This window comes from Novosphingobium malaysiense, assembly GCF_000802225.1.
Classification (GTDB): Bacteria; Pseudomonadota; Alphaproteobacteria; order Sphingomonadales; family Sphingomonadaceae; genus Novosphingobium; species Novosphingobium malaysiense.
The window spans coordinates 245442-271425 of the sequence record NZ_JTDI01000004.1 but is presented as its reverse complement, the minus strand read 5'-3'; the positions used below and the strand labels follow the sequence as shown (position 1 = coordinate 271425).

Here is a 25984-nt window from a genome sequence, read left to right as displayed (position 1 = left end):
GCGTGGGCGGTTGATCGGGAAAGTGGAGGAAACAAGCGTCTCGCGCCGTGGTTCCGTGAACGGGTTGGCGAGCCGACAGGTTCGGCCGCTGCCTTACGAAGGGCCTTCCGCTTTATAGCCCCCGGGCCGTGACCGGGGCCGATGGAGATTGCCGGCCTAGTCGAAGGGTCTGGCGAAGAGTACAATTCGATTGAGGAACGCGACGTGGCTGCAAAGGGCCCGAAACGCCTGCTGATGACGACCGATACCGTCGGGTGGGTCTGGCGCTATACCATCAACCTCGCAGGCGCGCTGGCCCATCGAGGGTGGCAGGTAAGACTTGCAACCTTCGGTCCGCCCCCGGATGCCGCGCAACGGGCCGAAGTCGACAGCCTCCCGGGTGTTATGCTGGTTGCCGGCGAATTTCCGCTGGACTGGGCCGGTGCGGATCGCGACGCCATGCAGGCCGCCGCGGCGGAACTTGCGGACATGGTACGCCGGGAAGCTTGCGACCTTGCCCATCTGCACGCGCCTTTGTTGGCCGCAGCCGCCGACTGGACCGTTCCGTTAGTGGGCTTGATCCATGCTTGCGGCGGGAGCGAATTGGCTGCCGGGACATCGCCGCAACTGGTGAAGGACAGCGAATGGCACTGGACCATGACCCGGCAGGGCCTGGAGGCATGCGACCGGCTGGTTGCCCCCACTCTCGCTTCCGCGGCCATGGTATCGGTCGATAGGCCCGTAAAGGTGATCTACAACGGATCGTCGCCCCACCTTCCGGTAGGGCCTGAACGCAAAGCGCCTTTCGTGTTTACAGCCGGGCGGTTGTGGGATGAGACCAGGAACGTGGCCCTGCTGGACGCGGTGGCCGGCAAGCTCGATGTCCCCTTTCTTGCTGCCGGGGAGCAGATTGGCCCGGGAGGGCAGAAACTCAAGGCGCGCAACTTGCGTCTGCTGGGCTCGATTTCGATGGATGAGATCAACGCGCACCTGTCCCAGCGGCCGGTCTTCGTATCTGCAGCGCAAGTCGAACCGTTCGGACTTGGTGTGCTCGAAGCCGCGGAATCGGGCTGTGCCCTCGTGCTGTCGGATATTCCGGCATTCAGGGAACTCTGGGGCGGCGCGGCCACTTTCGTCGACCCTCATGACGAAGCGGGTTTCCTTTCGGCAATCGAAATGCTGATTCAGGATGCCGACCTGCGGCACAAGGTGGGTGCTGCGGCGTGCTGCCGGGCCATGGACTATTCCCTGCGGGCGATGACCGACGCCATGGTCTCGCAATATGAAGGCGTGCTGGAGGAGGAGCACTCTGCGGCGCAAAAGGTGACTTCCAGCGCTATTCGTCATTGAACCAAGGCGGGCCTGAGCGGGTTGCCCCGCCCAAGCCGTCCAAACCGGGTCAGCTGCCGATGACGACACCGCCATTGGGATGCAGCACCTGGCCGCTCATGTAGCTGGCATCCTCGCAGGCAAGGAACAGGAATGAAGGCGCGACTTCGTTGGGTTCGCCGGGCCGGCCCATGGGCGTGCCTTCGCCGAAATGGGCCAGCTTCTCCTTGCTGGCACCGCCGCAGGGATTGAGCGGCGTCCAGATCGGGCCCGGCGCGACGGCATTGACGCGAATGCCTTCGCCAATGAGGTTTTCCGACAGCGAGCGGGTGAAGGCAGTGATGGCGCCCTTGGTCGAGCTGTAGTCGAGAAGCGCCTGGCTCCCCTTGTACATCGTCACGCTGGTGCAATTGATGATCGCGGCGCCCTTTTCGAGATGCGGGCGGGCGGCCTGAACCAGAAAGAACATGCCGAAGATGTTGGTCTGGAACGTGCGGCGAAGCTGCTCTTCGGTGATGTCGGTGATTTCCGGATCGGGGTGCTGCTCGCCGGCATTGTTCACCAGGATATCGATGCGCCCGAAAGCCTCCATCGTCTGTTCGACGATGCGCTCGCACATTTTGCGCGATCCAACGTCGGCCTTGATGGCAATGGCGCGGCGCCCTTCGCTTTCGACAATCCGGCAAGTTTCTTTGGCATCGTCGTCTTCCAGCAGATAGACGATGGCGACATCCGCCCCTTCGCGGGCATAGAGCGCGGCCACGGCCCGACCGATACCGCTGTCGCCGCCGGTGACGATGGCAACCTTGTCATTCAATCGGCCCGAACCGGGATAGCGCGGCTGCCATTCGGGCTTGCGCTCGAGGGCGCTCTCGTGGCCGGGCAGCGGGTCTTCGTGAATCATTTCCTGCGTTGCTGGCATGATCAATCTCCTCTTTCCTCTGCAACGATGCCCGCCCGGGTCGGGTTGCAGAAAGGGGGAGGTGTGCGACGGGCCGTTCGCGACGCGCGCTACATGCGTTCCTTGATACCGGCGCTGATAAGCCACCAGTTGACCGGAAATGCTGTCGCAAACCCGCAGATCATCGCCAATTGCATGGCAAACCAGAACTCGGGCCGATTGACTTCCGCCACGCCGCCGAACGCGGGCTTGAACCAGGCGAACTGGATCAGCGCCATGCACCCGTACATGCCTACCTGCCACGCGGTGATCGAGGCCGTATCGGCTTTCACGGCCTGCACCACGCCCTGACCGAAAGACAGGTCGCGCATCGGCTTGATCGTGAAATACTGGAACACGATGCCGAGGCCGAAGGCGACGATGTAATCGAGGATCCATACCGCGAAGATCTTTTCCGAAAAGATCGTGTGCCAGCCCAGCCACACGGCGATCGCCGGCACGGCGAAGGCGAACCATTCGGCAATGATGTCCCCAAGAGTGCAGCCCGCGCCGCAGTGGCTGGCGCCCTTGGCCACCGCTGCCCACTTCGGCGTCTCCTGCTCGTCGCTGGGGATGCCTTCGCCCTTGAGCCGGCCGAAGCGCAAGTACAGCCAGAGCCAGATGACGCTGCCGAACAGCGCCGTGAGCGGCCATACAAAGTTCATGATCGCCATCTTCTGCGGATGCCGCCTGACGTCGAAGGCTATCCACGCCGCGCAAGCGGCGGCGACGAGCAACGATAAGATCGCGACAAGGTGCAGACCTGGTGGAAAATCGGCGTGTTTCACAGCTCTCCCTTTCTACCCATTTCGACGATGCGGTCGGCGGTGCGGCAGGCGATTGCCTGGATCGTCAGCGAGGGATTGACCCCGCCCACGGTCGGGAACACCGAGCCATCGCAGACCCACAGATTGGGAATGTCCCAGCTGCGGCAATCGGCATTGACCACGCTGGTGGCGGGATCGTCGCCCATGCGGGCTGTCCCCCCCAGATGGCAGGTATCGTCTGTTTCCTTCCAGATATCTCGTGCTCCGCTGGCTTCGAGGCTGGACTGCATGAAGTCGAGCGCGTGGCGGATCATCGCCTTCTCGTTGTCGCGCAGGGAAAAGGTGATGCGCGGGATGCGCAGGCCATGCTGGTCGGTTTCGTCCGAGAGCGTCACCCGGTTGTCCTCGTGCGGCAGCACTTCGCCGACCATCTTGAGGCCGACCGAATGGTTCGCCCGCTCCATTTCCTCAAGCAGTGGGCGGCCCCACAGCTTGCGCCCACCCGCCAGCGACGTCGCCCACTTGGTGGGGAGGGGGCCCTGGCTCATGTAGGTCCACCCGCCGAAGTAGTCCTTGCCTTCGTCGCAGTAGTTCCAGTGCTCGGTGATCGCGAGGCTGGGCGGGGCCTTGTAGGACCGGATTTCCTCCTCCGCTTGCCCCCAGGCGGCCTGGTTTAGCTGGACCATCAGGTTCTTTCCCAAGAGCCCGGAGGAGTTGGCGAGGCCTTCGGGATGGTCGCCGTTGGCAGAATTTAGCAGCAGGCGCGGCGTTTCGACGGCGTATCCGGCTACCACGACGTTGCGGGCCTTCTGGAAGTGCCATTCGCCGTTGCGGTGGTAGTGGACGCCGCTTGCGCGGCCGCGGGCATTGCACTCGATCTTGCCGACCATGGCGAGGTCGCGGATTTCGGCACCGGCCTTCAGCGCGCGGGGGATCCACGTCACCAGCGCCGATTGCTTGGCATTGGTCGAGCAACCGGTGACGCAGAAGCCGCGATAGACGCAAGGGTGTGCCTTCCCGACCGGGGCCGAGAGGGTGGCGAGCGGAGTTTCCGTCCAGTCGATGCCCAGACCTTCGGCTCCGCGCACGAGATGATGGGCGGCCGCATTGAGCGGATGCGGACGGAGCGGATAGCGCGGACGCTTCGGGCCCCACGGATAGCGCACGGGCCCGGAAATATGGAGTTCCTGCTCAACCTCGCGGTAGTAGTCCCACATCTCCTGCCAGTCGATCGGCCAATCCACGCCGTAGCCCAGCTTGGTGCGCGTCTTGAAATGCTCCGGGCGGAAACGCAGCGAAACCATCGCGAAATGGACCGTTGATCCGCCGACCGAGCGGCCCGAATTGTTCGCGCCCATGTGAATCGGGTTCTCGCCATCGACGATGCGTTCGTCGGTCCAGTAGAGCTTGGATTGGTGCATCTCGTCGGATGCGAAATCCGATAGCGGGCGCCAGAACGGACCGGCATCCATGGCGATCACCGAAAAGCCCGCTTCGGCCAGCTTCGCGGCCAGCGGTGCGCCGCCCGCACCGGTTCCGACAATGACGAAATCGACCTCGTCCTCGCCGTATTCGTTCATTGGTACCCAGCCTTCGGTCGAAAAGACGTCGGGCGCGCGTCCGCCGGCGCAGCGGACGGAGTCGCTCGCTTCAGCCATCGGTTTCCTCCCTGGCTTCCCAGCCGTCGCGCCGGTTGGCGTCGAGCCTCACATATCCGCGAGGGCTGGCGGGTCCGCCGAAGCCCATGGCGCTCCAGAGCGAGGGGTGGGACCAGTGGGCGGAGACGACATCGGGAAGGATTCGCCATGTCCAGAACTGCTTGGACGAAAAGTCCGTCCACACCTCTGGCGACGTCTCGCCGTTCTCGATCGTGCGGAGCAGCGCGTCGGCCGTTTCGTCGTCGAGGTCGGCGAATGGCAGACCGTGGCGCTTTATCGCTTCCTCGCGGATGGCATCCAGGCCCTTGCACCAACACTCGCGCACTTGCGGCATGCCGGCGAGGCGGTAGCCGTCGCTCGCGTTGGCGTCGATCTTCTGCAGCACGATAGCCACGGTGTTGGCCGGTGCCCGCTGCTCCGGCTGCGGTGTCAAGCGCGATACCAGCCGCCGCAGGGTCGCCAGTTGCGCAGCATCGAGGGCGTGGCTGGATTCCGTCAGCGACATCCGCTGGTCGACCACTTCGCGGGTCTTGTCGTTCCAGCTTGGCGTGTCGCGCTTATCGAGAACGTCGTAATCGGGATAGGGGTCAGTCATGGCGCCGCCTCTTGGGAAGCAGGAGCATTACGCCGAGCGCGGCGATGGCGAGCCCGGTGAACGAGGGGGGAGCCGGCAGGGGCGGGCCGGCGAGAATGTTCTGCCGCCAGTTGCGCCAGCCCCCCATGTTGCGCGCGATGCCGTAGGCATGGAAAGCCGATCCGACGAGTCCGAGGCCGGCGGTCGCACCCAGGAGCATCCGGGTGGCACCGGTCGGCTGGCCAAGGGCCAGATCGCGCGCAAAGCTGAGCGATGCCAGCGGCGGGACCGCCAGCGGAAGCCACATCGCCGGGTTGTGGAAAGCACCGCGAAAATGCAACAGCCCGGCCTCCGCCACCGTCCCGACCAGACCGGCGACGGTAATGGCTCCGAATGCCTTGGCCGTGAAAGGCGAGGGGCGTCCGAGTTGCAAGCGGCGGCTCGCCCGGCCCAGCAGGCCCGTCAGCACCATCGCGCCAGGTGCACCGAGGGGAGCCTTGTAGAACAGGTTGATCAGGCGGAAACCGCCGGGTTCGCGTCCGATATTGCGCAGGTGAAAGCCGAATCCCGCCATCCCGACGATACTGGCCACCAGATCGACGGCCCTGCCTAGACCTGGCCGCGCGGCGCTACCCATCGATCGGCGCATATTCAACGGCACGGCAATGGCGGACGTCGCGATCGGCAGGACCATGCCCGGATTGCGGAACGATCCGCGGTAATGCTCCAGGCCGGAATCGGCGAACACCGACGTGCCGAGAATGGCCGCCCCGGCTGCCATCAGCCGGGACGACGCTACCGTCACATTCGAATGTTCCATTATTCAGACCCTATGAAGTCCGCCGCCATCTGCTTGAGGCTGCCCTTGATCATGGAGCCTTCGTTGGGGTCGCCCTTGACCGTGGCGAACATGAAGCTCTTGGCCTGTTCGAAAGTGATGTGCGGTGGAAGCGGCGGCACTTCGGGATCGGTCTTCACTTCGAGCACGCAGGGCTTGCGCGCGGCGAGTGCCGTCTCCCAGGCTTCGCCAAGCTTTTCCGGATCGTCCACGAAGATGCCTTCCAGACCGATTATCTGCGCAAAGCGGTGGTAGGCGACATCCGGCAACTTCTGGGTCATTTCAGACTTGGGGTTGCCTTCCATGACGCGCTGCTCCCAAGTGACCTGGTTGAGATCCTCGTTGTTGAGCACGCACACGACGAAGGTTGGGTTGGCCCACTTTTCCCAGTATTTGGCGACCGTGATGAGCTCGGCCATGTTGTTCATCTGCATGGCCCCGTCGCCGACGCACGCGATGACCGGACGGTCCTGGTAGGCGAACTTGGCGGCGATCGCATAAGGCGTACCCGCGCCCATCGAGGCCAGTCCGCCAGACAGCGAGCACATCATGCCCTTGCGGATCATCAGATCGCGGGCGTACCAGTTCGCGGCCGAGCCGGAATCGCTGGAGATGATGGCCCGGTCGGGCAGGCGCGGCGAAAGCTCGGTGAAGATGCGCTGCGGGTTGACCGGGTTGGCCTTGACCATCGCCCTGTCGTGCAGCGTTTCCATCCAGTCTCGTTTCCAGCCGGCAATCTTGTCGCGCCACTTGGTATCGGTCTTCTGCTCGATGAGCGGCAGGAGCGCCTGAATTGAGGCCTTGAGATCGCCCTCCAGCGGCACTTCCATGGGATAGCGGATCGAGAGCATGCCGGGGTCGATGTCGATCTGGACCCCGCGGGCATTGCCTTCCTTGGGCAGGAATTCCGAATAGGGGAAGCCCGAGCCCAGCATCAAGAAGGTATCGCACTCCTTCATCATCTTGTCGCTCGGTTCGGTGCCGAGCAGGCCGATCGAACCGGTCACCCAGTCGAGATCGTCGGGAAGGACCTGCTTGCCGAGAAGCGCCTTGGCGGCGCCAGCCCCAAGCTTGTCGGCGAGTGCGATGACCTCGTCCTCCGCGCCGATGGCGCCTGCACCGACCAGCATGCCGACCTTGCCGCCGGCATTGAGAACATCGGCCGCGCGCCTGAGATCGGCATCGGTCGGAACGACCTTGGGCCGCGTGTAGCCCACTCCCGAGAAAACGGCGCCGTGCGAGCGAGGCGGATCGCTCATTGGCATTTCCTGAACATCGTTGGGAACGATCAGCGCCGTAACCCGGCGGCGCCCCATGGCGATGCGCACGGCCCGGTCGACCAAGTGGCGGACCTGCGCAGGCGTAGCGGCATAGCCGGTAAATTCGCCGGCCACGTCCTTGAACATCGATTGGAGGTCCAACTCCTGCTGGTAATGCGTACCCACGGCGGTCCGCGCCTGTTGCCCGACGATGGCGAGAACCGGCATATGGTCCATTCGGGCGTCGTAAAGGCCCGTCAGGAGGTGGGAGGCACCCGGTCCGGACGTTGCGAGGCATACACCCAGTTCACCGGTGAACTTGGCATGGGCGGACGCCATGAAGGCGGCCATTTCCTCGTGGCGGGTCTGCACGAAATCGAATTCGTCGCGTTTCTTGTCGAGCGCACCCACCAGTCCATTGATGCCGTCGCCCGGGTAGCCGAAGATGCGGTGGACGCCCCATTCCTTGAGCCGATCCCAGATGAATTGCGATACCGTTTGAGACATGGCGGGGAACTCCTCCTGCGGATGAATTGTTGCCTCCCCAGACACTTCCCCCTCCCAGGGGCGGCGTCACTTAGCTAACAACCGGGCGCGGACTGCGTTCCACAAGCGCCCGGTAAAAATCCAAGAGGGCATTATGGAGGCGATCGGAAAACGGCGCTGGGTCATTGCCGAGGGGTTCATCCCCTCGGAGAGCATGGTGAATGCGAACGACGCGCTGCTCAGCCACGAAACCGCGTGCATTCTCAATTGCGGGGACGACCCGGCGAAAGTCGCCATCACCGTATTCTTCTCGGATCGCGATCCCGTCGGACCGTTTTCGCTGACAGTGGAGCCGCGCCGCACGGCGCATGTGCGCTTCAACGACCTCGAAGATCCAGAACCGGTGCCGCGCGATACCGATTATGCCAGCGTCATCGAAAGCGATGTTCCCATCGTCGTGCAGCACACGCGGCTGGACAGCCGGGCAGCCGAGATAGCGGTGATGACGACCATGGCCTATCCGGGCGCTTGACCGTTCGCCGTGGCGAGATGTGCCGCGGGGCGAAGGTAGCTCATGTCGAGATCGGTCAGCTTGTCTATGCCGATCTGGGCCAGGTCATTGCGGACTTCGTGTTCCAGCAGTTCCAGCGCCTTGCGCGCGCCTTTCTCTCCGTAGGCGCACAGCCCGTATAGCGTGGCGCGCCCGGTGAGGACGGCGTCGGCGCCCAAGGCCATGGCCTTGATGATGTCCGAGCCCCGGCGGATGCCGCCCGACATGTAGAGAGCCTTGTCGCTTCCCAGGATATCCCGGGCTTCGGGCAGAACGTCGAGGGCGCTTACCGACCAGTCCGTCTGCCGGCCGCCGTGTGTGCCCAAGATCACCCCGTCGACACCGCTGTCCCGTGCGGCGCGGATGTCGTCGGGGTGGAGCAGGCCCTTGACGAAGAAGGGGCGTTTCCAGCGCCCGCGAATCCTGGCGACATTCTCCCACGTCAGCGACTTGGGCATCTGGCTGCGGATCCACGATGCGCTTTCGAAGAAGCTACGCTTGTCCTTCGGGATGAAGTCGATGACGTTGGGAAAGGAGGGCATGCCCTTCACCATCGTCGTTGCCGCCCAGCGCGGATGAAGCGCGGAGTTCAGCATCGATATAGGGTGTGGCAGGCCCATCCAGCCGCGCTGCCGGCTATCCCATTCGCGCATCCCGAACTGCTGGGCGTTGACCGTCAGCACCAGTGCCTCGCAGCCGGCGCGCTCGGCCCGGTCGACCAGTTCGGTCCAGATCTCTTCGCCGCCGAAAACGTAGAGCTGCCACCAGTGGCGCAGGCCCGGTATCCGCGCGATGTCCTCCATCGATTCATTCGACAGCGTGCCCTGGACAAAGGGCACGCCGAAACGCGCGGCAGCGCGTGCCAGGGCGCTGTCGGCGCCGAGCATGAATACGCCGTTCAGGCCCGTGGGGGCAATGGCCAGCGGCATCCTTGCATCCTTGCCGAGCAACTGCCCGCTCGCGCTGCGGTGGGATACATCGCGCAGGAAGCGGGGAACGAAGAACCAGTCGGCATAGGCTTCGCGCTCACGCGCGAGCGCCTGCTCTTCGCCAGCGCCGCCTTCCAGGTATTCGAGGACGAAGCGCGGCATCAGCCGGTGCGCTCTTGCGCGCAGGTCCGCGATGGATTCCACGCGGTCGAGATTGGGCCCCGCATAGTAGGGACGCCGGGGTGTGCCGCCGATTTGTGCGGTTGCGTTCTGTTCGCGTGCGATCATGCGCCATGCTCCGCTTGAATCCCCTCTGTGCATCGAACGATGGCGGTGTGTGTCATGTTCCCGGGAGGGGGCGCCGGAACCTCAAAGCTGCCCGCCTGTTGTGGAGCGAAAGGGGGAAGGGACCTTGCAGGAATTCCTGCCATTTTTGCCACTCCGGGCGGTTGGCGGAGGCTGCGCCGTCAGCAGGATGCAGTGGCGTGCTGCGACCATGCTTGCTGCGTTGCCCAAGTCGCTGGATGACCTTCGTCCGGCCCCTTGCTCGGCATCTAGCGTTTGGCGGCGGCGCCCGATACGGGCATACCGGGACGGTTACGGGAGAGACGTTGTTCATGCGGTTCGTTGAGATGGTGCGGGGGATCGGCCTCGGTGGGGTCGGACTGGTATGTACCCTCGCCGCATTGATTTGCCTTTTTCTGGATCCGCATGCCGCGTTGATGGGGTGGCTGGCCGCCGCCGTCTTCCTGCAAGCCGTGCCGTTCGGGGCGCTGGTGCTGTTGGCGGTGATGCGTCTTGCGCACGGCAAGTGGGAAACGGACCTGCGCGGCGCCACCGAGGCGGCGGCGGGTGTCTGGTTTCTCTCGGCGCTCACCTTCATTCCGGTCCTGGTGGGCAGCGGCTTTATCTTCGAAGGCGGCCCATGGGGCGGGATCGTTCCGTTCGTTGCGGGAACCATCCTGTGGTTCATCATGCTGGCGGCCATTGCCCGCAGCCAGGTGGGGGGACGCTGCTCCAAAGGCGCCTCGGTGATCGCTCTGATCGTTCTGGTCCTTGGCGGTTCGCTGCTGGCGGTCGACTGGTTCATGTCGCTCGAGGTGGAGTTCCAGACGTCGGGTTATACGTTGCAGGTGCTTCTGCTCGAGATTTGCGTGGCCTATCTGGCAATTCTGCTGCTGCGGCTGACCCGCAGACCGGAACCGCAATATACCGGGGCACTGGGAGCCGTGCTGCTCTTGTGCCTGATGCTCTGGTTTCTGTTCCAGTTCTTGCCGCATCTCCTCATATGGGCAGACATTCTGCCCGATAGTGCCGGCTGGTATGCCGTGCGGGCCGAAGGGATCTGGGTCTGGATCGTAGCCGCCATCGGTATTCTGGGAATAGGCCCCATGCTGGCGCTGCTGTTGCCGCAAGTGCGCCGTTCGCCGCGCGCTCTGGCCCTGGCCGGTTTTCCAGCGCTGGTGGGCAAGGGGCTGGAGTTCGTCTGGTTCGCCGTGCCGGGTAACGGGCTGCCCGCATTGCTGGCGTATCTTTTTGCACTGTGCGGCTTCGGCTGCTTTGCGGCCTCCTATCTGGCGCCGGGAACGGCCTGGTATCTGCCTAAAGGCAAAGCTGCGGTTTAGTTTGTCGAGGCCCTGGCGTGCCTGCCGAGGCGTCGCCTGCGGAACCGCCGCTGCCCACCTTCGTTGCTTCTGCTGCAAAGGAGGACTCCCATGGCTGCACGCGCATACTGGCAGGGGCAGATCCGGCTGGCCCTCGTTTCCATCGCGGTGGAAGTCTATCCCGCGACCAAGAGCGGCGCCTCGATCAGCTTTCGCCAGATTCACGAGCCTTCGGGCAAGCCGATCAAGTACGAAAAGGTCGTGCCCGGTGTGGGGCCGGTGGATCGTGACGAGATCCTCAAGGGCTATCAGGTCGACAAGAACAATTACATTCTCCTCGAGGATGACGAGATCGAGGGCGTGAAAGTGGAGAGCAAGCGTACGCTCGACCTCGTGCAGTTCGTCGATGCCGACGAGATCGACGTGCTCTACTACGAGAAACCCTACTTCGTCGTCCCGGCGGACGATCTCGCCGAAGAAGCCTACATCGTGCTGCGCGAGGCGTTGCGGGCATCGAAGAAGGTGGGCGTGGGTCAGCTTTCGGTGCGCGGGCGCGAACACCTCGTGTCGCTCAAGCCATGCGGGCGCGGCATGGTTCTGGAACTGCTTCGTTATGCCGACGAAGTCCGCCGTGCGCAGACTTATTTTCGCTCCATCGGCGACGAGAAACCCGACAAGGAACTGCTCTCGCTGGCCACCGAGCTGATCGAGAAGAAGACGGCGCCGTTCGAAGCGGAAGAATTCAGCGACCGCTATGTCGAGGCGCTGCAGGAGATGATCGAGAAGAAGATCAAGACCAAGGGCAAGCGCGTGGTGGAGGATGCGGATACCCCGGCTGCGTCGGGAGGGTCGAATGTCATCGATCTCATGGCGGCGCTCAAGCAGTCGGTCGACAAGGATGGCGATACGGGAACGAAAAAGCGTTCCTCGAGCCGCTCCAAAAGCGGCTCGTCCCCCAGGAAGGCATCGTCCGGCAAGAGTTCGTCGGCAAGCGGAAGCAAGCGCAAGAGGGCATGATGGAATTGAATGCGCCGATGCATTTCGACGCCATGGGATATGAAGCCTATCTGCGTCTATTCGTCGGTACGATCGCAGGTATGGTGCTGGGCGTGGAACGCGAGATCAAGGGCCATGATGCCGGGCTGCGTACGCACGGCTTCGTCGCGCTCAGCGCCTCGGTAATGACGGTGACGGCGCTCACCTTGTTCTATCAGCTCGGCGGACCGGATTCCCGGCTGGATCCCTTGCGTGTCATCGAGGGGATGGCGGCGGCCATCGGCATCATTGCGGCGGGCCTGATCATCGTGCGCGGGGATAACGTGAAGAACCTGACGTCGGCCGCCCATATCTGGCTGACCGCGACACTCGGCATCGCCAGCGGGGCCGGGTACTATCCCATCGTGGCCGTGGGCACCGGCCTGGCGCTCATCCTGCTGATCGTTGTCGGCGTGGCCGAAAAGTGGCTTCCGGGGAGGACAGATGTCGGAGAGTGACGCTCTTTCCACCTACAACGCCAAGCGCGATTTCAAGCGCACGCGCGAACCAAAGGGCAAGCGCGGCCGCAAGGGCGGCAACAGTTTCGTCGTGCAGAAACACGCGGCGACGCGTTTGCACTATGATTTCCGGCTGGAAGTCGATGGCGTGCTCAAGAGCTGGGCCGTCACGCGCGGGCCGAGCCTCGATCCGCAGGACAAGCGGCTGGCCGTGCGGACCGAGGATCATCCGCTGACATACGGCGGCTTCGAAGGCAGCATCCCAAAAGGAGAATATGGCGGCGGCACGGTCATGCTCTGGGACAAGGGCACCTGGCGGCCGATAGAGGGCAAAAGCGCCGATGATCTGGAGGACGGCCATCTCCATTTCATCCTCGAAGGCGAGCGGATGAAGGGCGAGTGGCTGCTGGTGCGGATGAAGCCGCGCAAGGGCGAGAAGCGTGAGAACTGGCTGCTGCGCAAGGTGGACGATGAATACACAGGCAGCGCGGACGATCTCGTCCGCCGCGAGTTGACCAGCATCGAGACGGGCCGGACGATGCAGGAAATCGCGCATGACGATGAAGGAGAGCACTCCTTGAAGGATCGCAAGGGCGCGCAGCTTGACAAGACGCTGGACAAGGCGGCGAAGCACACCCGCAAGGTGGCCGCGCGCAAGCCGAAGCGCAAAGGGAACGGCAAGCCGCCGGAATTCCGCAAGCCCCAACTCGCCACATTGGTGGACCACGTGCCGAGCGGCAGCGACTGGATTCACGAGATCAAGTTCGACGGCTACCGCTGCCTGGTCGCAGCTGCGGGCGACGATGTGCACGTCTATACGCGCTCTGGGCAGGACTGGACCGACAAGTTCGCGCTGCTGCGCGATGCCTTTGCAGCGCTGGATCTGCCGCCATGCCTGATCGACGGCGAGGTGACGGCGCCCGGGAAGGACGGAAATCCCAGTTTCTCCGCGCTTCAGGCCGTGCTCAAGCGCGGGCATGGAGCGCAAGCCAAGGGGCAGCATCTCGATTTCCATGCCTTCGATCTGCTCGAACTCGATGGCGAGGATCTCACCGCGCACAGCAATCTGGAACGCAAGGAGCGGCTTGCCGGGCTTCTGGGCGATGCTGAGCCGCCTGTGCGCGTAGCCGATCATGTCATCGGCGCCGGCGAGCAACTGTTCGAGGCCATGTGCGGCGCCGATCAGGAAGGCATCATCAGCAAGCGTGCCGACGCGCCCTACAGGGGCAAGCGCACGCGTAACTGGCTCAAGATCAAGTGCACCCGCCGCCAGGAATTCGTGATCGTCGGCTGGAAGCCGAGCAAGTCGCATGGCCGCCCGTTCGCCTCGCTGCTGCTGGCCCAGCACGAAGACGGTGAACTGGTCTACAAGGGCAAGGTCGGCACAGGTTTCAACAGCGACACGATGGAAGCTCTCGCGTCGAAGTTTTCATCGCGTGCCCGCAAGACGCCGCCGCTCGATGCTCCGACGTCGGATACCCGCGATGCCCGTTGGATCAGGGCCGATCTGGTCGCGGAAGTGGCCTTCGCCGAGTTCACTGCGGAAGGCCGCGTGCGGCATGCCTCCTTCCTGGGGTTGCGCCAGGACAAGTCTGCCGAAGAAGTGACACCGGAACGCGTTGCAAGCATCGAGGAGGATGATCCGCCGGCCAAGGTGAAGATTACGAGCCGGGCGCGCGTGGTGTTTCCGGAGTCGGGCCAGACCAAGGGAGATCTGGCCGACTACTACGCGGAGATTGCACCGCTCATGCTGACTCATCTCGCGCGCCGCCCGGTCAGTCTCGTGCGCTGTCCGCAGGGGCGGGCAAAGAAATGCTTTTTCCAGAAGCATGACAGCGGCAGCTTCGGCGAAAGCGTACATCACGTTTCCATCGCCGAAAAAACCGGCAAGAAGCAGCCCTACCTCTATGTGGATAGCGCCGAAGGCCTGCTCAGTTGCGTGCAGATGGGCAGCATCGAATTTCACGGCTGGGGGTGCCACGAGGACGCCGTCGAACAGCCCGACCGGATGATCTTCGATCTCGATCCGGACGAGGGGCTGGACTTTGCAGACGTCAAGCGGGCGGCGCGCGACCTGCAGAAGCATCTTGCGGATATGGGGCTGGTCAGCTTCGCCATGCTGACTGGCGGGAAGGGTGTTCACGTCATCGTTCCTCTGCGCCGCGGCCATGACTGGGACACGCACAAGGATTTCGCGCGCCGCTTCGCCGAAGCCCTCAGTGCAGCGGAGCCCGATCGATTCGTCGCCACGATGTCCAAGGCCAAGCGCAAGGGAAAGATCTTCATCGACTGGCTGCGCAACCAGCGCGGGGCGACAGCGGTCGTGCCCTATTCGGCGCGGGCGAGGGAAGGGGCGCCGGTCGCCGCGCCCATCACCTGGGCCGAACTCAAGGACCTGGAGACAGCCGCCACCTTTACGATTTCGGACGCGAAGGAACTGGTGAAACGCGCTGCGAGTACCGGATTGCAGGGTTGGGGCTTCGCCGATCAACCGCTGCCCGAGCTTTAGGGCACTACTCCTGTTTTTCTTCCGCGCCGAACGGTGTGCCCGCCAGCGCCTGAAGTTCGGGATAGCGTCCCTCTTCCAGTATTTTCTGACGGCGACGGTCGAGCCATGCCATCACGGGATGCGCGGCGAGACCGTGGACCACCACGGAAATGAGCACCATGAGTGCGGCGAAGGCATGGGCTTCCTTGTAATCCGGTAACAGGGCGCCCGATGCCATGCCGAGATAGTATAGCGTGGCGATGCCGCGAATGCCGAAGAAGGCCACGATCAGGCGTCCGCGCGCCGGAAGAGGCGAACCTATCATCGACAGCATGACCGAGGCCGGGCGGGCGATCAGAAGCAGCGTGGCGGCGAGCAGCGCGTCGCTGAGGGAGATCGTCTGGATCAATCCGTTGGTTACCGTAGCCCCCAGTACGATCAGCAGGACCATGGCGACGATCCGCTCGATCTGGTCGGTGAAATCGCTCATCGAGCGGTGGAAGGGGCTGCTCGGAGCGGTTTCGCGCAACGCAAGGGCGGTGATGAACACGGCGATGAAGCCGAAGCCGCCGACCAGTTCAGTGATCGCAAAGGCCGTCAACGCCACGCCGAGCGCGACCAGCCCGCTGGCGGCACTCGAGAGCGGATAGTGCTTCACACGGAACGCTATCCACCCGATGCCGCGTCCCACGGTCCATCCCACTGCGACGGAAAGGACGACATCGAACCCGAAATGGATTGCCAGCCAGGCAGGACCGACGCTTTCGCCAGCGATCAGGGCGAGGCCCAGCATCACGAAGGGGAATGCCAGCCCGTCATTGAGACCGGCTTCCGATGCGAGGCCGAAGCGGACTTCGCCTTCGCCGCCCGAACCGGGCGGCCCTACCGATACGGCCGACGCCAGTACGGGGTCGGTCGGCGTCAGGACGCCCGCCAGGAAAACGGCAACCGGCAACGCCAGGGCATCGATGTAATGCGCAGCCCCCACCGTGAACACGGCCATGATCGGCATACCGATGCCGATCAGGCGCCAGGCAGAATTCCATCGCCTCAAGCCTACGGGACGATCGATGCGAAGCCCCGCGCCGAGCAGCGCCACGATCAGCGATATCTCTGCGAAGTCGGTAAAGAGCGTGCTGGTGAACAGGTCGTCATAGGTGAGAGGTGCAATTCCCAACGCCCCGGCAGCAATACCCGCGCCAAGGCACAGGACCGGCAGGGACATCGGCAGGCGCTGCAGGGCAAGCGGCAGCCAGGCAACCAGTAGCACCAGAATGCCGAAGCCGAGAAGAAACACCTCCATAAACCTGCCGCCTCGTCGGTTCGATTTGGCCATGCCCGGCATGGCGCCGCTCCCACGAGTGCAAAGTTTTTCGGCGCGATGGGTTCCGCCAGGCCTGTCCGACGATTTAGCGCTGTCGCCATTCGAGCGTGCGTGCCATGAGCGGGCATCCAACATTCAAGAAGGTGGGGTTGCATGGCGAGCATAGCGGGCACGGCACAGGCACGAGGCTCTGCGGCCGAACTCACGCTGCGCGGGGTGCTGCTTGGCGGATTGATCACGCTGCTGTTTACCGCGGCGAACGTCTACCTCGGCTTGAAGGTGGGGCTGACCTTCGCGACCTCTATCCCGGCGGCCGTCATTTCCATGGCGATCCTGCGCGGATTCAAGGATTCGACGATCTGGGAAAACAACATCGTCCAGACCGTCGCGAGTGCCGCCGGGACGCTGGCAGCGATCATCTTCGTCCTGCCGGGGCTGGTCATGGTCGGCTGGTGGCAGGGCTTTCCCTATTGGACGACGGCAGCGATCACCGGGACCGGCGGTATCCTCGGGGTGCTGTTCTCGGTGCCGCTGCGCCGCGCGCTCGTGGTCGACACGCCTTTGCCCTATCCCGAAGGCAAGGCGGCTGCGGAAGTGCTGCGCGTCGGCTCGGGGTCGCGTGAAGGGGCTGCCGAAAGCGCCAAGGGCTTGTCGGTGCTGGTCTGGAATGCGCTGGCTTCTGCGGGCTTTGCGATCCTCACGCAGATGCGGTTGGTGGCCGGCGAGGCGGCGGTCTGGTTTCGCGCCGGTTCGGGGGCGACCGGCATATCCGGCGGCCTGTCCTTCGCGCTGCTGGGCGTGGGGCATCTGGTGGGCCTCTCCGTCGGCATGGCGATGTTTCTTGGTCTCGTTGTCGGCTGGTGGGTGCTGCTGCCGATCCTGACCGCGCAGATGCCCATGCCCGGTAGCCCCGAAGTCTGGGCCAACAGCGTGTTCGGCGCGAACGTGCGCTTCTTCGGCGCGGGCGTGATCGGAGTCGCTGCCGTCTGGACGCTGCTGCGCATCGCGGGGCCTGTGATCGGAGGCATCCGTTCGGCCATGGCCGCAAGCCGCGCGCGCCATTCGGGCGAGGCGCTGGCGATCGAGGAGCAGGACCTGCCGATCGCGATCGTCTTCTTCGGATCCCTGGCGATGCTGGTGCCGATCGCCATCCTGCTGTGGAGCCTCGTGACGGGCGGACCCTTGGCCGGATCAGAAGTGGTGCTGATTGCCGGCGCACTTCTGTTCGTCGTCGTCATCGGCCTGCTGATTGCAGCGGTCTGCGGCTACATGGCGGGGCTGATCGGCGCATCAAATTCGCCGGTGTCGGGTATCGGCATCCTCTCGGTGGTGGCGGCGGCATTGATGCTGGTGGGCCTGTTCGGGAGAGATCAGGATCCCGATACGACCGCCGCGCTGGTCGCCTATGCGCTGATCGTGACGGGCATCGTTTTCGGCGTCGCGACCGTTTCCAACGACAACCTGCAGGACCTCAAGACCGGGCAGCTGGTCGGGGCGACGCCGTGGAAGCAGCAGGTGGCCCTCGTCTTCGGCGTGATCTTCGGCTCGTTGGTCATTCCGCCGGTGCTGGACCTGCTCAACACGGCCTTCGGCTTTGCCGGCGCGCCCAATGCCGGTCCGAATGCACTGCCTGCCCCGCAGGCCGCGCTGATTTCGGCGCTGGCCAAGGGCGTGCTCGGCGGCGACCTCAACTGGGCGATGATCGGCTGGGGTGCGCTTGCCGGAGTCGGCTTCGTGATCCTGGACGAGGTGCTCGGCCTGCTGGGCAAGCTGCGCCTGCCGCCGCTCGGTGTAGGTATCGGGATCTACCTGCCGATGGTCGCCATCCTGCCCGTCGTGGTGGGCTCGGTGATCGGCTGGTTCTACGAACGCTGGGCATCGCGCCGGGCGGATCCGGAATTTGCCAGCCGCATGGGTGTGCTCACGGCGACGGGCCTGATCGTCGGCGAGAGCCTGTGGGGCGTGACGTTCGCGGGAATAGTCGCGGCATCGGGAAGCGACAGCCCGATTGCCATAGTCGGGGAAGATTTCGCCGGACCGGCCCTGGTCGGCGGGACGATACTGTTCGTCGCCATGGTCTGGGGACTGTACCGCCGGACGAGGACGCTGGTCCTGTCCGACTGACCGGACCGCGAAAGCGCCCGGCGATGGATGATTGCCGACACGCATTGTCGCAGATGCGACATCGCCCGGAGCCCTGAAGGCGCCTGTTTCCGCCAATCGGCGTACTGGCATGGTTCCTGCTTTGCCGATTGCAAACGAAAGCAGGAGACCATCCATGGCCTACAAGATCATCGCTTCGCAGTGCACCGGTTGCAGTGCCTGCGAGTTCGAGTGCCCGAATGCGGCAATTTCGATGAAGGGCGATACCTTCATAATCGACCCCGCCAAGTGCACCGAATGCGAAGGGCACTACGACCACCCGCAGTGCGACACTGTCTGCCCCGTACCCAAGACCTGCGTTCCGGCCTGATCCGCAGCGTCCGGGGAGCGGCCGATGACGGACGATGACCTGGGCCTTGCGCTGGACTGGAAAGGGCGGCCCGTCCGCTGCCGCGAGTGCGATCACCAGCAGATCAACGCGATGGGGCTTTGCGCCAAGGGCAAGGCCTGCATCCGGGATCGGCGCGCGCGGCGGGTGGAACGCTTTTTGAAAGGGAACCCCGATCTTGCCGACCAGTACCTCGATCATCCCTACTTCGAAGTGCGGGCCGGGGCGGCGCGTTACGCCAATCTTTTCCGGTTGCCGCCGCTGCTTGCCGATCCGGAACCCGAAGTGCGCGCGATGGCAACGCTCCGGCTTCCCGAGGAGCGGATACGCCACATGATCCGCGACGAGGACACCGATGTGCGCATTGCCGCCGCCTCGCGCCTCAAGGGGGCTGATCTGATGCCGGCTGTCAAGGACGTGGCCTACATGGTGCGCATCACCGCGGTACGCCGCATGCCGGCGGAGATGCTGCCGCTGGTGCGCCACGATCCCGATCCGGAAGTGCGAGCCTGGGTGGCGCGGCGCATCGACGTCCGCGCCTTGCCGGACATGTGCTTCGATCCCGACCCGCTGGTGCGGCGGCTGGTGGCCGAGCGTCTTCCGCTCGACCAGTTGCGTCTGCTGTTGACGGACAGCGACTTCCGCGTCCGCTTCACCGTCGCCGAGCGCATCGCCGAGGAGGAGCTCGCGCCGCTTCTGGAGGACCCGGAACCGGCCATCCGCGACATTGCCCGCGAACGGATCGGGCAGGTCCCGGCGCTCGCGCATCTTCTCGAAAACGGCCCGGTCACGCCCTTGCGGCTGCTGGAACCCGAACAGTCCCCTGCGGACCCATCGCCCAAGGAGCCCCGTCGATGAAAGTCATGATCCGCCGCGCCGAGGGCGTACTCTCCGCCTACGTCCCCAAGAAGGACCTCGAGGAACCTATCGTCGAACTCGAACATGAGACGATCTGGGGCGGGTGGGCGAAGCTCGCCAACGGCTGGGTCCTCGAAATGCCGGACTTGGCCGAGGATACTCCGCTGCCGATCACGGTCGATGCCCGCAAGCGCGTCGCGGTCGAGGAGGATTGAGCATGGCGCAGGACGTTCTTGAAAGCCCGCTGGTGCTGCTCGACGAAGTGCGGGCAGGGCTGCAGGGCGGCACCATGGTGCCCTATTTGGGCCCCGGCATCTCGGCCTTGCGGGAGCAGGAAGCGCCCATGGCGCCCGAGGCTCTGGCCGATTTCTTCGCAAGCAAGACCACACTGCCCAAGCGTGCGCGGGGCAATCCCTGGGCCGCTGCGCAGTACATCGAAAGCTACCGTTTCCGCGACACCGTGACGCTTTGGATGCAGGAGGCCTTCGCCGCGCCGGTTCCGCCGTCGCCCTTTCATCTCTGGCTGGCCGGCCTCTCGCTGCCGCTGATCGTCGATACCTGGTATGCGGGTGAGATGCGTGCGGCTCTGGCCGGGCAAAGTGACTGGGCCGAAGTGCAGGGCATCACCCGCGCGGGCATCGGTGAGGATCGCTGGTTCCGCTTCTACGACGAAGAGGGCACTTCCATCGATGCTGACCAGGCCGCCAAGGCCCGCACGCTGCTCTACACCCCGCATGGCTGCATTGTGCCCGAGGCCAATTTCCTCATTTCGGATGCCGACTATGTCGAGGTCCTGACCGAGATCGACATCCAGACGCCGATCCCCGAGGAAGTCCGCCAGCGCCGCACCGGCATGAGCTTCGTCTTCCTTGGCTGCCATTTCCATGACCAGTTGCTGCGCACCTACGCCCGGCAAGTGATGAAGCGGTCTTCCGATCACCACTACATCGTGGTCGATCCCGAAACGCTGACGCGCAACGAAAGGCGCTTCCTCGACGAACAGGGCATCATCGCCATCGACATGCCACTGGCCGAGGCGATCGAGCGCCTGCTTACCTAGTCCCTCAAGCGACCCGGCTTGCCTCAAGTCCGGAGTGGAACCCCTGCACCGCCTCCTTCCCTGGAGGCGGTGCCTTTTTTCGTGCTTGCCATGTCGTGTCTGTCGCGGTCGCGACAATGAGACAAAGCGCACGGAGAAAACGCGACACGAAGTGCTGCATTGCGGCATCGAAAGTCCCGGAAATGCGCTGTTTCCGGTTTTGGCACGGTGTTTGCGATGCAGCATTCATCGTCAAACCGCGGGCGTGCCCTCCCGCCGCCACGCGACACAAACGGGGAGTTTCCATGACCGAAGCCGCGTTCCCGGAAGGATCATCCAGCCAGCCCGCCGTCGATATCGGCGACGTCATGCAGAAGCTAGCCGAGCACAAGGGCTGCGGCACCGAAGGCGGCAGCGGCAAGGCCAGTTGCGGCAGCAGTGCCGGCCCTGCCGACATGGCCCCCGAAATCTGGGAGAAGGTGAAGAACCATCCCTGCTATTCCGAAGAAGCGCACCACCACTACGCCCGCATGCACGTGGCTGTGGCGCCGGCCTGCAACATCCAGTGCAACTACTGCAACCGCAAGTACGACTGCGCCAACGAGAGCCGCCCCGGTGTCGTCTCCGAACGGCTGACGCCCGAGCAGGCCTCGAAGAAGGTGCTGGCCGTCGCATCGACCATTCCGCAGATGACCGTGCTCGGCATTGCCGGCCCCGGCGATCCGCTGGCGAACCCGCAGAAGACCTTCGAGACCTTCCGCCTCATCAGCGAGGTCGCTCCCGACATCAAGCTGTGCCTTTCGACCAATGGCCTCGCGCTGCCCGACTGGGTGGACGAGATCGCCAAGTACAAGGTCGATCACGTCACCATCACCATCAACATGATCGACCCCGAGATCGGCCAGCACATCTACCCCTGGGTGTTCTGGGAGAACAAGCGCCTGCAGGGCTACGAGGCCGCCAAGATCCTGACCGAGCGCCAGCTTCTCGGCCTCGAGATGCTCACCGAGCGCGGCATTCTCGCCAAGATCAACTCGGTGATGATCCCCGGCATCAACGACAAGCACCTTGTCGAGGTGAACAAGGCGGTGAAGTCGCGCGGCGCCTTCCTGCACAACATCATGCCGCTGATCTCGGCGCCGGAGCACGGCACCGTCTTCGGCCTCAACGGCCAGCGCGGCCCGACCGCGCAGGAGCTGAAGGCGCTGCAGGACGAGTGCGAAGGCGACATGAACATGATGCGCCACTGCCGCCAGTGCCGCGCCGACGCCGTCGGCCTGCTGGGCGAGGACCGCTCGGCCGAGTTCACCACCGACAAGATCATGGCGATGGACGTCGAATACGATGCCGAAGGCCGCAAGGCCTATCAGCAGGCGGTCGAATCCGAGCGCCAGGCCAAGGTCGAGGCGAAGCAGAGCGAGCTCGACGGTCTCGAAAAGGCCGGCGACACGAAGCTGCTCGTCGCCGTCGCCACCAAGGGGCACGGGATCATCAACGAACACTTCGGCCACGCCAAGGAGTTCCAGATCTACGAGCTTTCCGGCAAGGGCGCCAAGTTCGTCGGCCACCGCCGCGTCGATCTCTACTGCCAAGGTGGCTACGGCGAGGAAGACGCGCTCGACACCGTCATCACCGCGATCAACGATTGCCACGCGGTCTTCGTGTCCAAGATCGGCGGCTGTCCCAAGGCCGACCTGATCGAAGCAGGCATCGAGCCGGTGGACCAGTACGCGCACGAGTTCATCGAGCAATCGGCGCTGGTCTGGTTCAAGGACTATCTGGCCAAGGTCGAGGCGGGCGAGATCGTCCATGTCGACCGCGGCGATGCAGCCATCCGCCAGGGTGCGCTGCTCAGCCAGGCGAGCTGACGGCCATGGCCTATAAGATCGTCGCCAGCCAGTGCACCAACTGCACCGCCTGCGAGGCGCTTTGCCCCAACATGGCGATATCGGAAGCGAAGGGCACTTTCGTGATCGACCCGGACAAGTGCACCGAGTGCATCGGCCACTTCGACGATCCGCAGTGTGTTGCCATCTGCCCGGTGGACAACACCTGCGTGATCGACAGCGCCTATCCCCGGTATCAGGCGTAAGGAGGCCGTGGTGATGGAAGGGCCGCTCTTCGAAGGTTTCGGCGGGGCATCGGATGCTGTCGAGCGTTCGATCCTCGCCAGTCCGCTGCTGGGTGGCGGGCTGCCGGCCGAAGCGCGCGCCCATCTCGACAAGGCGGCCGAGCGGTACGCCATGACCGACGTGGCCGAAACGCATCTGTTTCAGGCCGAGGCCATCGCACCCGATCATGCCGCGGTGCTGATCGCGCTCTACCGCTTCTATTTCTACAAGGGCCGTCTGGGCGAAGCGCTCGATGTTGCACGCGCCTGCGTCGAGAAGGCGATGCGGCTCAACGTGCTCGGCGACGACTGGCGCCGGGTGGGCCCGGAAGATGCGGCCTTCGGCGAATGGGAAGCGCTGTTGCCGCGTTTTTTCCTCTTCAGCCTCAAGGGGTACGCCTATCTCTCGATGCGCCTCGGCAAGCTCGATGAGGGGCGCGAGGCCGCCGAAAAGCTTCTCGAACTCGACCCGCGCGACCGCATCGGCGCGCAGGTCCTCATCGATGTTCTCGACCGCATGGAGGAGGAAGCCGATGACTAACATCGTGCGCGACAGCGAAGTCGTCGAACTCAATGGCCCGCCGGCCTTCCGCTATGGCGAGCGCGTGCGCGCCAAGCGCCTGGTGCGCAACGACGGGACGTATGCGGGCAAGGAGATCGGCGATCTGCTGGTGAAGAAGGGCGAGGAAGGCGTCATCGTCTCGATCGGCACCTTCCTGCAACAGTTCTACATCTACGGCGTCGAGTTCCTGGAGAGCGGCAACCGTGTCGGCATGAAGCGGCGCGAACTGCTGCCGGTCTGGGAGAACGAGGAGGAGGACGAACTGCCTTGCGCCCTTCCGGTGCGGAGGGTCGGCTGATGATGGACCTTCGCGAACCCGTGTACGGCTGGGGCGATCGCGTTATCGCAGCGGTCGATCTCGTCAATGACGGCAGCTATCCCGGCGTGGCCGAAGAGGCCGTGCTGGCGGCCACCGGGACACCGGGCGAGATCGTCAATGTCGGCCATCACGCAGATTCCAACACGCCCGTCTATCTCGTCGAGTTCCTTTCGGACTCCGGTAGCCCGCTGGTTGTCGGATGTTTCGAGGAAGAGCTGGTAAGGCCCTGAGGAAGAGCGACGATGTCCATTGCCTCTACCCTGCGCCGCCGCACTGCAGAACCGATGGCGGCGCGCCAGCCGAACGAGATCGACCTCATGCGCGTTTCGCGCTCGCTCGAAGGGCGCGAACGCTATCGCTACGTGACGCCGACGGTGCTTCCGGTATCGGACGGCTATCTCGTCCGCAGTCCGTGCTGCTCGCGCAACGTCGACCCTGATGGCGGGGAGATCGACGTGGCGCTGCTGACCTGGGACGAGCGACGCGGCGAATGGTCGCTCTCGCGTCGCGATCACGCGGCGGAATGCTGGGTGGAGGATGGCCGGTTCGCGCGCCTCGGCGAGTTGCTGACGCGGCTCTCTGTCGATCCGGCCCGTCAGTTCTGGCAATGAAGGAGGGCTGAAGCATGGCGCTCGAAGCGGAAGATATCGCCCGGATAGACGCGCTCTCGCGCGCACTGAAGGACAGCGTGGAGCCGGCCAGCGTGGCCTATGCCCTGCAGCGCCTCGTCCCGGATCTGACTTTGCGGCATTGCGATGCCTCGGACGTGCTGGAAGAGCCCTTTCGTGCAGTGGGCGGATGCGACCTCCATCTGCTCGATACCTCCGGACATTGCATCCGTGTGACCGAAGATCCCGCCGAGGCGACTGGCATCCTTCTGGCGGCAAAGGTGCCGGCATGAGCGCGGAAGTCGTTTCCATCGCCGATGGCGAACCGCTGCAGATCCCGCTCTGCGATCCGGACCTCACGCAAGAGGATCTGGAAGCCGTCAACGCTGTGCTGCGTGGCGATAGGCTGGGTGAGGGCCCCACGGTCGAAGCGCTCGAGCGTGCCTTCGCCGACCATTGCGGCCGGGCCAAGGGCATCACCGTCGCCAGCGCAGCGCTGGGGCTGCTTGTGGCGCTGACCGCAAAGGGCATCGGGCCCGGCGACGAGGTCATTCTCTCGGCACACAGTTTCCGCGAACTGGGCCATGCAGTGCTGCGTACTGGTGCTACGCCCGTTTTCGCCGATATCGACTATTGGTCGGGCTGCCTGTCCGCGAACAAGTCGGCCGCGAAAGTGACCGAGCGAACACGAGCGATCGTCGCCAGCAACACGGCTGGGCATCCCGCCGATTGGCCGGCCTTGCGCGCGCTGGCAGATGAACACGGCCTGTTCCTGATCGAGGATTCCAGCGAAGCTATCGGATCGCGCCACAAGGCCGGGATCGTCGGCAGCTTCGGTGATGTTGCGCTGTTCGATTTCGCGCAGCCCGGCGTCATCTGCTGCGGCGAGGGCGGGATGATCGTGACCGACGATGCCACGCTCGCCATGACCATGCGCCGCATGCGCTCGCGGACGCTGGGGGACCGCGCCTCTGTATCCGCCGGCGTCGATGCTCCGTTCGGAGCGCCGATGGGTGAACTGACCGCAGCACTGGCACTCTCGCAGCTTTCCCGGCTCGACGTTCTGCTCGAGCGGCGACGCGGTGTGCAGGCCATGTACGACGGCTTCATGCAGAGCTTCGAGGGGATCAAGCCGCCCTATATCTCGCCTGATGTCGAGGAGGTGCACTGGTTCCTCTATGTCGTCCATCTCGGCACGCGGTTCAGCAAATCGTCGCGCGATGCGATCCTGGAGGATCTGCGGACCGAAGCGATCGAGGTCCACGCCTATTCCAGCCCGCTGCACCTTCAGCGCATCTATCGCGAACAAGGCTGGACCAGGGGCGACCTGTTCGTGACCGAGAAGGTCGCCGACCGCGCGATAGCCTTGCCGTTTCACGCCCATCTCACGCCCGAGCAGATCGCTTTCATCGTCGCGCGCCTCAAGGACGCGTCGATCAACAGCGGTGCCGGCGCAGCGATTTACTGACACCCGGAGTACGAGACCATGACTACGCTTACCATCATGCCCGCAGGCCGAACCGTCGATGCCCCGGAAGGCGCTTCGCTTCTCTCGCTCATCGGTGGAGGCGAACCGGCCGACCACGAGTGCAGCGATGCCTGCCACATATCCGTGCTCGAAGGCCGCAAGGGGCTGTCCAAGATCAAGTCCGACGAGAACGGCAAGCTCGACATGATTGTCGGCGTCGGATCGAAGTCACGCATGGCGTGCCATGCCACGATCCTGGGTACCGAGGACGTGACCGTTGAAATCCTGTCCTTCGTCTGAGGAGACGCGCA

28 protein-coding genes are annotated in these 25984 nt (G+C 64.2%); 20 read left to right on the top strand and 8 right to left on the bottom strand.

Translation table 11 applies throughout. From position 1 onward, the window contains the following. The first annotated feature begins 141 nt into the window (after positions 1-141). Positions 142-1329: a glycosyltransferase family 4 protein gene (locus LK12_RS15590; RefSeq protein ID WP_052223450.1), complete on the top strand. Its 1188-nt coding sequence runs from the start codon at positions 142-144 to the stop codon at positions 1327-1329. Between the two features lie 49 nt (positions 1330-1378). Here the strand turns inward: LK12_RS15590 and LK12_RS15585 are convergent, their stop codons facing one another. From LK12_RS15585 to LK12_RS15560, 6 genes are all read right to left on the bottom strand, one after another. After that, the gene (locus tag LK12_RS15585) at positions 1379-2230 is read right to left on the bottom strand and encodes an SDR family oxidoreductase (RefSeq protein ID WP_039286156.1); all 852 of its coding nucleotides are present in this window, start codon (positions 2228-2230) and stop codon (positions 1379-1381) included. Positions 2231-2319: 89 nt separating this feature from the next. Further along, on the bottom strand, positions 2320-3036 hold the full coding sequence (locus LK12_RS15580) for a DUF4396 domain-containing protein (RefSeq protein ID WP_039285992.1): 717 nt from the start codon (positions 3034-3036) through the stop codon (positions 2320-2322). Beyond that, on the bottom strand, positions 3033-4673 hold the full coding sequence (locus LK12_RS15575; protein WP_039285989.1) for a GMC family oxidoreductase: 1641 nt from the start codon (positions 4671-4673) through the stop codon (positions 3033-3035). Before LK12_RS15575 ends, LK12_RS15580 begins: the two co-directional genes overlap by 4 nt. Continuing rightward, a complete protein-coding gene (locus LK12_RS15570) occupies positions 4666-5268 on the bottom strand; it encodes a gluconate 2-dehydrogenase subunit 3 family protein (protein WP_039285986.1) in 603 nt (200 codons plus the stop codon). Before LK12_RS15570 ends, LK12_RS15575 begins: the two co-directional genes overlap by 8 nt. Next, positions 5261-6067 carry a hypothetical protein gene (locus LK12_RS15565; protein WP_039285983.1) on the bottom strand — a complete coding sequence of 269 codons (807 nt, stop codon included), beginning with the start codon at positions 6065-6067 and terminating at the stop codon, positions 5261-5263. The genes LK12_RS15570 and LK12_RS15565 overlap by 8 nt, the downstream gene beginning before the upstream one ends. Then, complete coding sequence (locus tag LK12_RS15560) at positions 6067-7851, bottom strand: thiamine pyrophosphate-requiring protein (protein ID WP_039285981.1); 1785 nt, start codon at positions 7849-7851, stop codon at positions 6067-6069. Before LK12_RS15560 ends, LK12_RS15565 begins: the two co-directional genes overlap by 1 nt. Positions 7852-7984: 133 nt before the next feature. On the opposite strand from LK12_RS15560, the gene LK12_RS15555 reads away from it, so the two are divergent. After that, positions 7985-8362: a sensory rhodopsin transducer gene (locus tag LK12_RS15555; protein ID WP_039285977.1), complete on the top strand. Its 378-nt coding sequence runs from the start codon at positions 7985-7987 to the stop codon at positions 8360-8362. On the opposite strand, the gene LK12_RS15550 is transcribed toward LK12_RS15555, so the two are convergent. Beyond that, positions 8347-9597 carry an alpha-hydroxy acid oxidase gene (locus LK12_RS15550; protein WP_052223449.1) on the bottom strand — a complete coding sequence of 417 codons (1251 nt, stop codon included), beginning with the start codon at positions 9595-9597 and terminating at the stop codon, positions 8347-8349. The two genes, LK12_RS15555 and LK12_RS15550, sit on opposite strands and share 16 nt — an antisense overlap. 236 nt (positions 9598-9833) lie before the next feature. Between LK12_RS15550 and LK12_RS15545 the strand changes: the two genes are divergently transcribed. The 4 genes from LK12_RS15545 (at position 9834) to ligD (ending at position 14915) form a co-directional block, all read left to right on the top strand. Beyond that, positions 9834-10934 (top strand): hypothetical protein, encoded by a 1101-nt coding sequence (locus LK12_RS15545; RefSeq protein WP_156135505.1) that lies wholly within the window; start codon positions 9834-9836, stop codon positions 10932-10934. A 90-nt stretch (positions 10935-11024) separates the two neighbouring features. Continuing rightward, positions 11025-11930: a non-homologous end joining protein Ku gene (ku, locus tag LK12_RS15540; protein WP_039285972.1), complete on the top strand. Its 906-nt coding sequence runs from the start codon at positions 11025-11027 to the stop codon at positions 11928-11930. After that, entirely contained in the window at positions 11930-12406 is a 477-nt protein-coding gene (locus tag LK12_RS15535) for an MgtC/SapB family protein (RefSeq protein WP_052223448.1), read from the top strand. The genes ku and LK12_RS15535 overlap by 1 nt, the downstream gene beginning before the upstream one ends. Beyond that, positions 12393-14915 (top strand): DNA ligase D, encoded by a 2523-nt coding sequence (gene ligD, locus LK12_RS15530; protein WP_039285969.1) that lies wholly within the window; start codon positions 12393-12395, stop codon positions 14913-14915. The genes LK12_RS15535 and ligD overlap by 14 nt, the downstream gene beginning before the upstream one ends. A gap of 4 nt (positions 14916-14919) precedes the next feature. Here ligD and LK12_RS15525 read toward each other — a convergent pair whose 3' ends face one another. Further along, the gene (locus LK12_RS15525) at positions 14920-16197 is read right to left on the bottom strand and encodes a cation:proton antiporter (RefSeq protein ID WP_052223447.1); all 1278 of its coding nucleotides are present in this window, start codon (positions 16195-16197) and stop codon (positions 14920-14922) included. 174 nt (positions 16198-16371) lie between these two features. On the opposite strand from LK12_RS15525, the gene LK12_RS15520 reads away from it, so the two are divergent. The 14 genes from LK12_RS15520 to LK12_RS15455 all read left to right on the top strand — a co-directional run bounded on the left by LK12_RS15520 (position 16372) and on the right by LK12_RS15455 (position 25973). Beyond that, on the top strand, positions 16372-18342 hold the full coding sequence (locus LK12_RS15520) for an OPT family oligopeptide transporter (RefSeq protein ID WP_039285966.1): 1971 nt from the start codon (positions 16372-16374) through the stop codon (positions 18340-18342). 154 nt (positions 18343-18496) lie between these two features. Continuing rightward, positions 18497-18691, top strand: a complete 195-nt coding sequence (locus LK12_RS15515) for a 4Fe-4S dicluster domain-containing protein (RefSeq protein ID WP_039285963.1) — start codon at positions 18497-18499, stop codon at positions 18689-18691. A 24-nt stretch (positions 18692-18715) separates the two neighbouring features. Next, positions 18716-19567 carry a 4Fe4S-binding leucine-rich repeat protein gene (locus tag LK12_RS15510; RefSeq protein WP_039285961.1) on the top strand — a complete coding sequence of 284 codons (852 nt, stop codon included), beginning with the start codon at positions 18716-18718 and terminating at the stop codon, positions 19565-19567. Next, complete coding sequence (gene nifT / locus LK12_RS15505; RefSeq protein ID WP_039285959.1) at positions 19564-19782, top strand: putative nitrogen fixation protein NifT; 219 nt, start codon at positions 19564-19566, stop codon at positions 19780-19782. Before LK12_RS15510 ends, nifT begins: the two co-directional genes overlap by 4 nt. 2 nt (positions 19783-19784) lie before the next feature. Further along, complete coding sequence (locus LK12_RS15500; protein ID WP_039285957.1) at positions 19785-20627, top strand: SIR2 family protein; 843 nt, start codon at positions 19785-19787, stop codon at positions 20625-20627. A gap of 284 nt (positions 20628-20911) precedes the next feature. Then, complete coding sequence (gene nifB, locus LK12_RS15495) at positions 20912-22474, top strand: nitrogenase cofactor biosynthesis protein NifB (protein WP_039285955.1); 1563 nt, start codon at positions 20912-20914, stop codon at positions 22472-22474. A 5-nt stretch (positions 22475-22479) separates the two neighbouring features. Next, positions 22480-22698 carry a 4Fe-4S binding protein gene (locus LK12_RS15490; protein WP_039285951.1) on the top strand — a complete coding sequence of 73 codons (219 nt, stop codon included), beginning with the start codon at positions 22480-22482 and terminating at the stop codon, positions 22696-22698. A 13-nt stretch (positions 22699-22711) separates the two neighbouring features. Then, on the top strand, positions 22712-23257 hold the full coding sequence (locus LK12_RS15485; RefSeq protein WP_039285949.1) for a tetratricopeptide repeat protein: 546 nt from the start codon (positions 22712-22714) through the stop codon (positions 23255-23257). After that, entirely contained in the window at positions 23250-23576 is a 327-nt protein-coding gene (locus tag LK12_RS15480; protein ID WP_039285945.1) for a nitrogen fixation protein NifZ, read from the top strand. Before LK12_RS15485 ends, LK12_RS15480 begins: the two co-directional genes overlap by 8 nt. Beyond that, the gene (locus LK12_RS15475) at positions 23576-23827 is read left to right on the top strand and encodes a nitrogen fixation protein NifZ (RefSeq protein WP_039285943.1); all 252 of its coding nucleotides are present in this window, start codon (positions 23576-23578) and stop codon (positions 23825-23827) included. The genes LK12_RS15480 and LK12_RS15475 overlap by 1 nt, the downstream gene beginning before the upstream one ends. A gap of 12 nt (positions 23828-23839) precedes the next feature. After that, entirely contained in the window at positions 23840-24208 is a 369-nt protein-coding gene (locus LK12_RS15470) for a DUF3024 domain-containing protein (protein ID WP_039285938.1), read from the top strand. 14 nt (positions 24209-24222) lie between these two features. Beyond that, on the top strand, positions 24223-24498 hold the full coding sequence (locus LK12_RS15465; RefSeq protein ID WP_039285935.1) for a P-loop NTPase family protein: 276 nt from the start codon (positions 24223-24225) through the stop codon (positions 24496-24498). Beyond that, the gene (locus LK12_RS15460; protein WP_039285932.1) at positions 24495-25673 is read left to right on the top strand and encodes a DegT/DnrJ/EryC1/StrS family aminotransferase; all 1179 of its coding nucleotides are present in this window, start codon (positions 24495-24497) and stop codon (positions 25671-25673) included. Before LK12_RS15465 ends, LK12_RS15460 begins: the two co-directional genes overlap by 4 nt. A gap of 18 nt (positions 25674-25691) precedes the next feature. Next, positions 25692-25973: a 2Fe-2S iron-sulfur cluster-binding protein gene (locus tag LK12_RS15455; RefSeq protein WP_039285930.1), complete on the top strand. Its 282-nt coding sequence runs from the start codon at positions 25692-25694 to the stop codon at positions 25971-25973. Positions 25974-25984: the final 11 nt, after the last annotated feature.

What these genes read in the sequence shown, in the direction of transcription:
- LK12_RS15465 (WP_039285935.1), top strand. Translation starts at nt 24,223, where the DNA reads ATGGCGCTCGAAGCGGAAGATATCGCCCGGATAGACGCGCTCTCGCGC.
- LK12_RS15560 (WP_039285981.1), bottom strand. Translation starts at nt 7,851, where the DNA reads ATGTCTCAAACGGTATCGCAATTCATCTGGGATCGGCTCAAGGAATGG.
- LK12_RS15470 (WP_039285938.1), top strand. Translation starts at nt 23,840, where the DNA reads ATGTCCATTGCCTCTACCCTGCGCCGCCGCACTGCAGAACCGATGGCG.
- LK12_RS15555 (WP_039285977.1), top strand. Translation starts at nt 7,985, where the DNA reads ATGGAGGCGATCGGAAAACGGCGCTGGGTCATTGCCGAGGGGTTCATC.
- LK12_RS15570 (WP_039285986.1), bottom strand. Translation starts at nt 5,268, where the DNA reads ATGACTGACCCCTATCCCGATTACGACGTTCTCGATAAGCGCGACACG.
- LK12_RS15490 (WP_039285951.1), top strand. Translation starts at nt 22,480, where the DNA reads ATGGCCTATAAGATCGTCGCCAGCCAGTGCACCAACTGCACCGCCTGC.
- LK12_RS15585 (WP_039286156.1), bottom strand. Translation starts at nt 2,230, where the DNA reads ATGCCAGCAACGCAGGAAATGATTCACGAAGACCCGCTGCCCGGCCAC.
- LK12_RS15510 (WP_039285961.1), top strand. Translation starts at nt 18,716, where the DNA reads ATGACGGACGATGACCTGGGCCTTGCGCTGGACTGGAAAGGGCGGCCC.
- LK12_RS15590 (WP_052223450.1), top strand. Translation starts at nt 142, where the DNA reads ATGGAGATTGCCGGCCTAGTCGAAGGGTCTGGCGAAGAGTACAATTCG.
- LK12_RS15455 (WP_039285930.1), top strand. Translation starts at nt 25,692, where the DNA reads ATGACTACGCTTACCATCATGCCCGCAGGCCGAACCGTCGATGCCCCG.
- LK12_RS15550 (WP_052223449.1), bottom strand. Translation starts at nt 9,597, where the DNA reads ATGATCGCACGCGAACAGAACGCAACCGCACAAATCGGCGGCACACCC.
- nifT (WP_039285959.1), top strand. Translation starts at nt 19,564, where the DNA reads ATGAAAGTCATGATCCGCCGCGCCGAGGGCGTACTCTCCGCCTACGTC.
- LK12_RS15460 (WP_039285932.1), top strand. Translation starts at nt 24,495, where the DNA reads ATGAGCGCGGAAGTCGTTTCCATCGCCGATGGCGAACCGCTGCAGATC.
- LK12_RS15545 (WP_156135505.1), top strand. Translation starts at nt 9,834, where the DNA reads ATGACCTTCGTCCGGCCCCTTGCTCGGCATCTAGCGTTTGGCGGCGGC.
- LK12_RS15565 (WP_039285983.1), bottom strand. Translation starts at nt 6,067, where the DNA reads ATGGAACATTCGAATGTGACGGTAGCGTCGTCCCGGCTGATGGCAGCC.
- LK12_RS15535 (WP_052223448.1), top strand. Translation starts at nt 11,930, where the DNA reads ATGGAATTGAATGCGCCGATGCATTTCGACGCCATGGGATATGAAGCC.
- LK12_RS15480 (WP_039285945.1), top strand. Translation starts at nt 23,250, where the DNA reads ATGACTAACATCGTGCGCGACAGCGAAGTCGTCGAACTCAATGGCCCG.
- LK12_RS15475 (WP_039285943.1), top strand. Translation starts at nt 23,576, where the DNA reads ATGATGGACCTTCGCGAACCCGTGTACGGCTGGGGCGATCGCGTTATC.
- LK12_RS15515 (WP_039285963.1), top strand. Translation starts at nt 18,497, where the DNA reads ATGGCCTACAAGATCATCGCTTCGCAGTGCACCGGTTGCAGTGCCTGC.
- ligD (WP_039285969.1), top strand. Translation starts at nt 12,393, where the DNA reads ATGTCGGAGAGTGACGCTCTTTCCACCTACAACGCCAAGCGCGATTTC.
- ku (WP_039285972.1), top strand. Translation starts at nt 11,025, where the DNA reads ATGGCTGCACGCGCATACTGGCAGGGGCAGATCCGGCTGGCCCTCGTT.
- nifB (WP_039285955.1), top strand. Translation starts at nt 20,912, where the DNA reads ATGACCGAAGCCGCGTTCCCGGAAGGATCATCCAGCCAGCCCGCCGTC.
- LK12_RS15525 (WP_052223447.1), bottom strand. Translation starts at nt 16,197, where the DNA reads ATGGAGGTGTTTCTTCTCGGCTTCGGCATTCTGGTGCTACTGGTTGCC.
- LK12_RS15500 (WP_039285957.1), top strand. Translation starts at nt 19,785, where the DNA reads ATGGCGCAGGACGTTCTTGAAAGCCCGCTGGTGCTGCTCGACGAAGTG.
- LK12_RS15575 (WP_039285989.1), bottom strand. Translation starts at nt 4,673, where the DNA reads ATGGCTGAAGCGAGCGACTCCGTCCGCTGCGCCGGCGGACGCGCGCCC.
- LK12_RS15520 (WP_039285966.1), top strand. Translation starts at nt 16,372, where the DNA reads ATGGCGAGCATAGCGGGCACGGCACAGGCACGAGGCTCTGCGGCCGAA.
- LK12_RS15485 (WP_039285949.1), top strand. Translation starts at nt 22,712, where the DNA reads ATGGAAGGGCCGCTCTTCGAAGGTTTCGGCGGGGCATCGGATGCTGTC.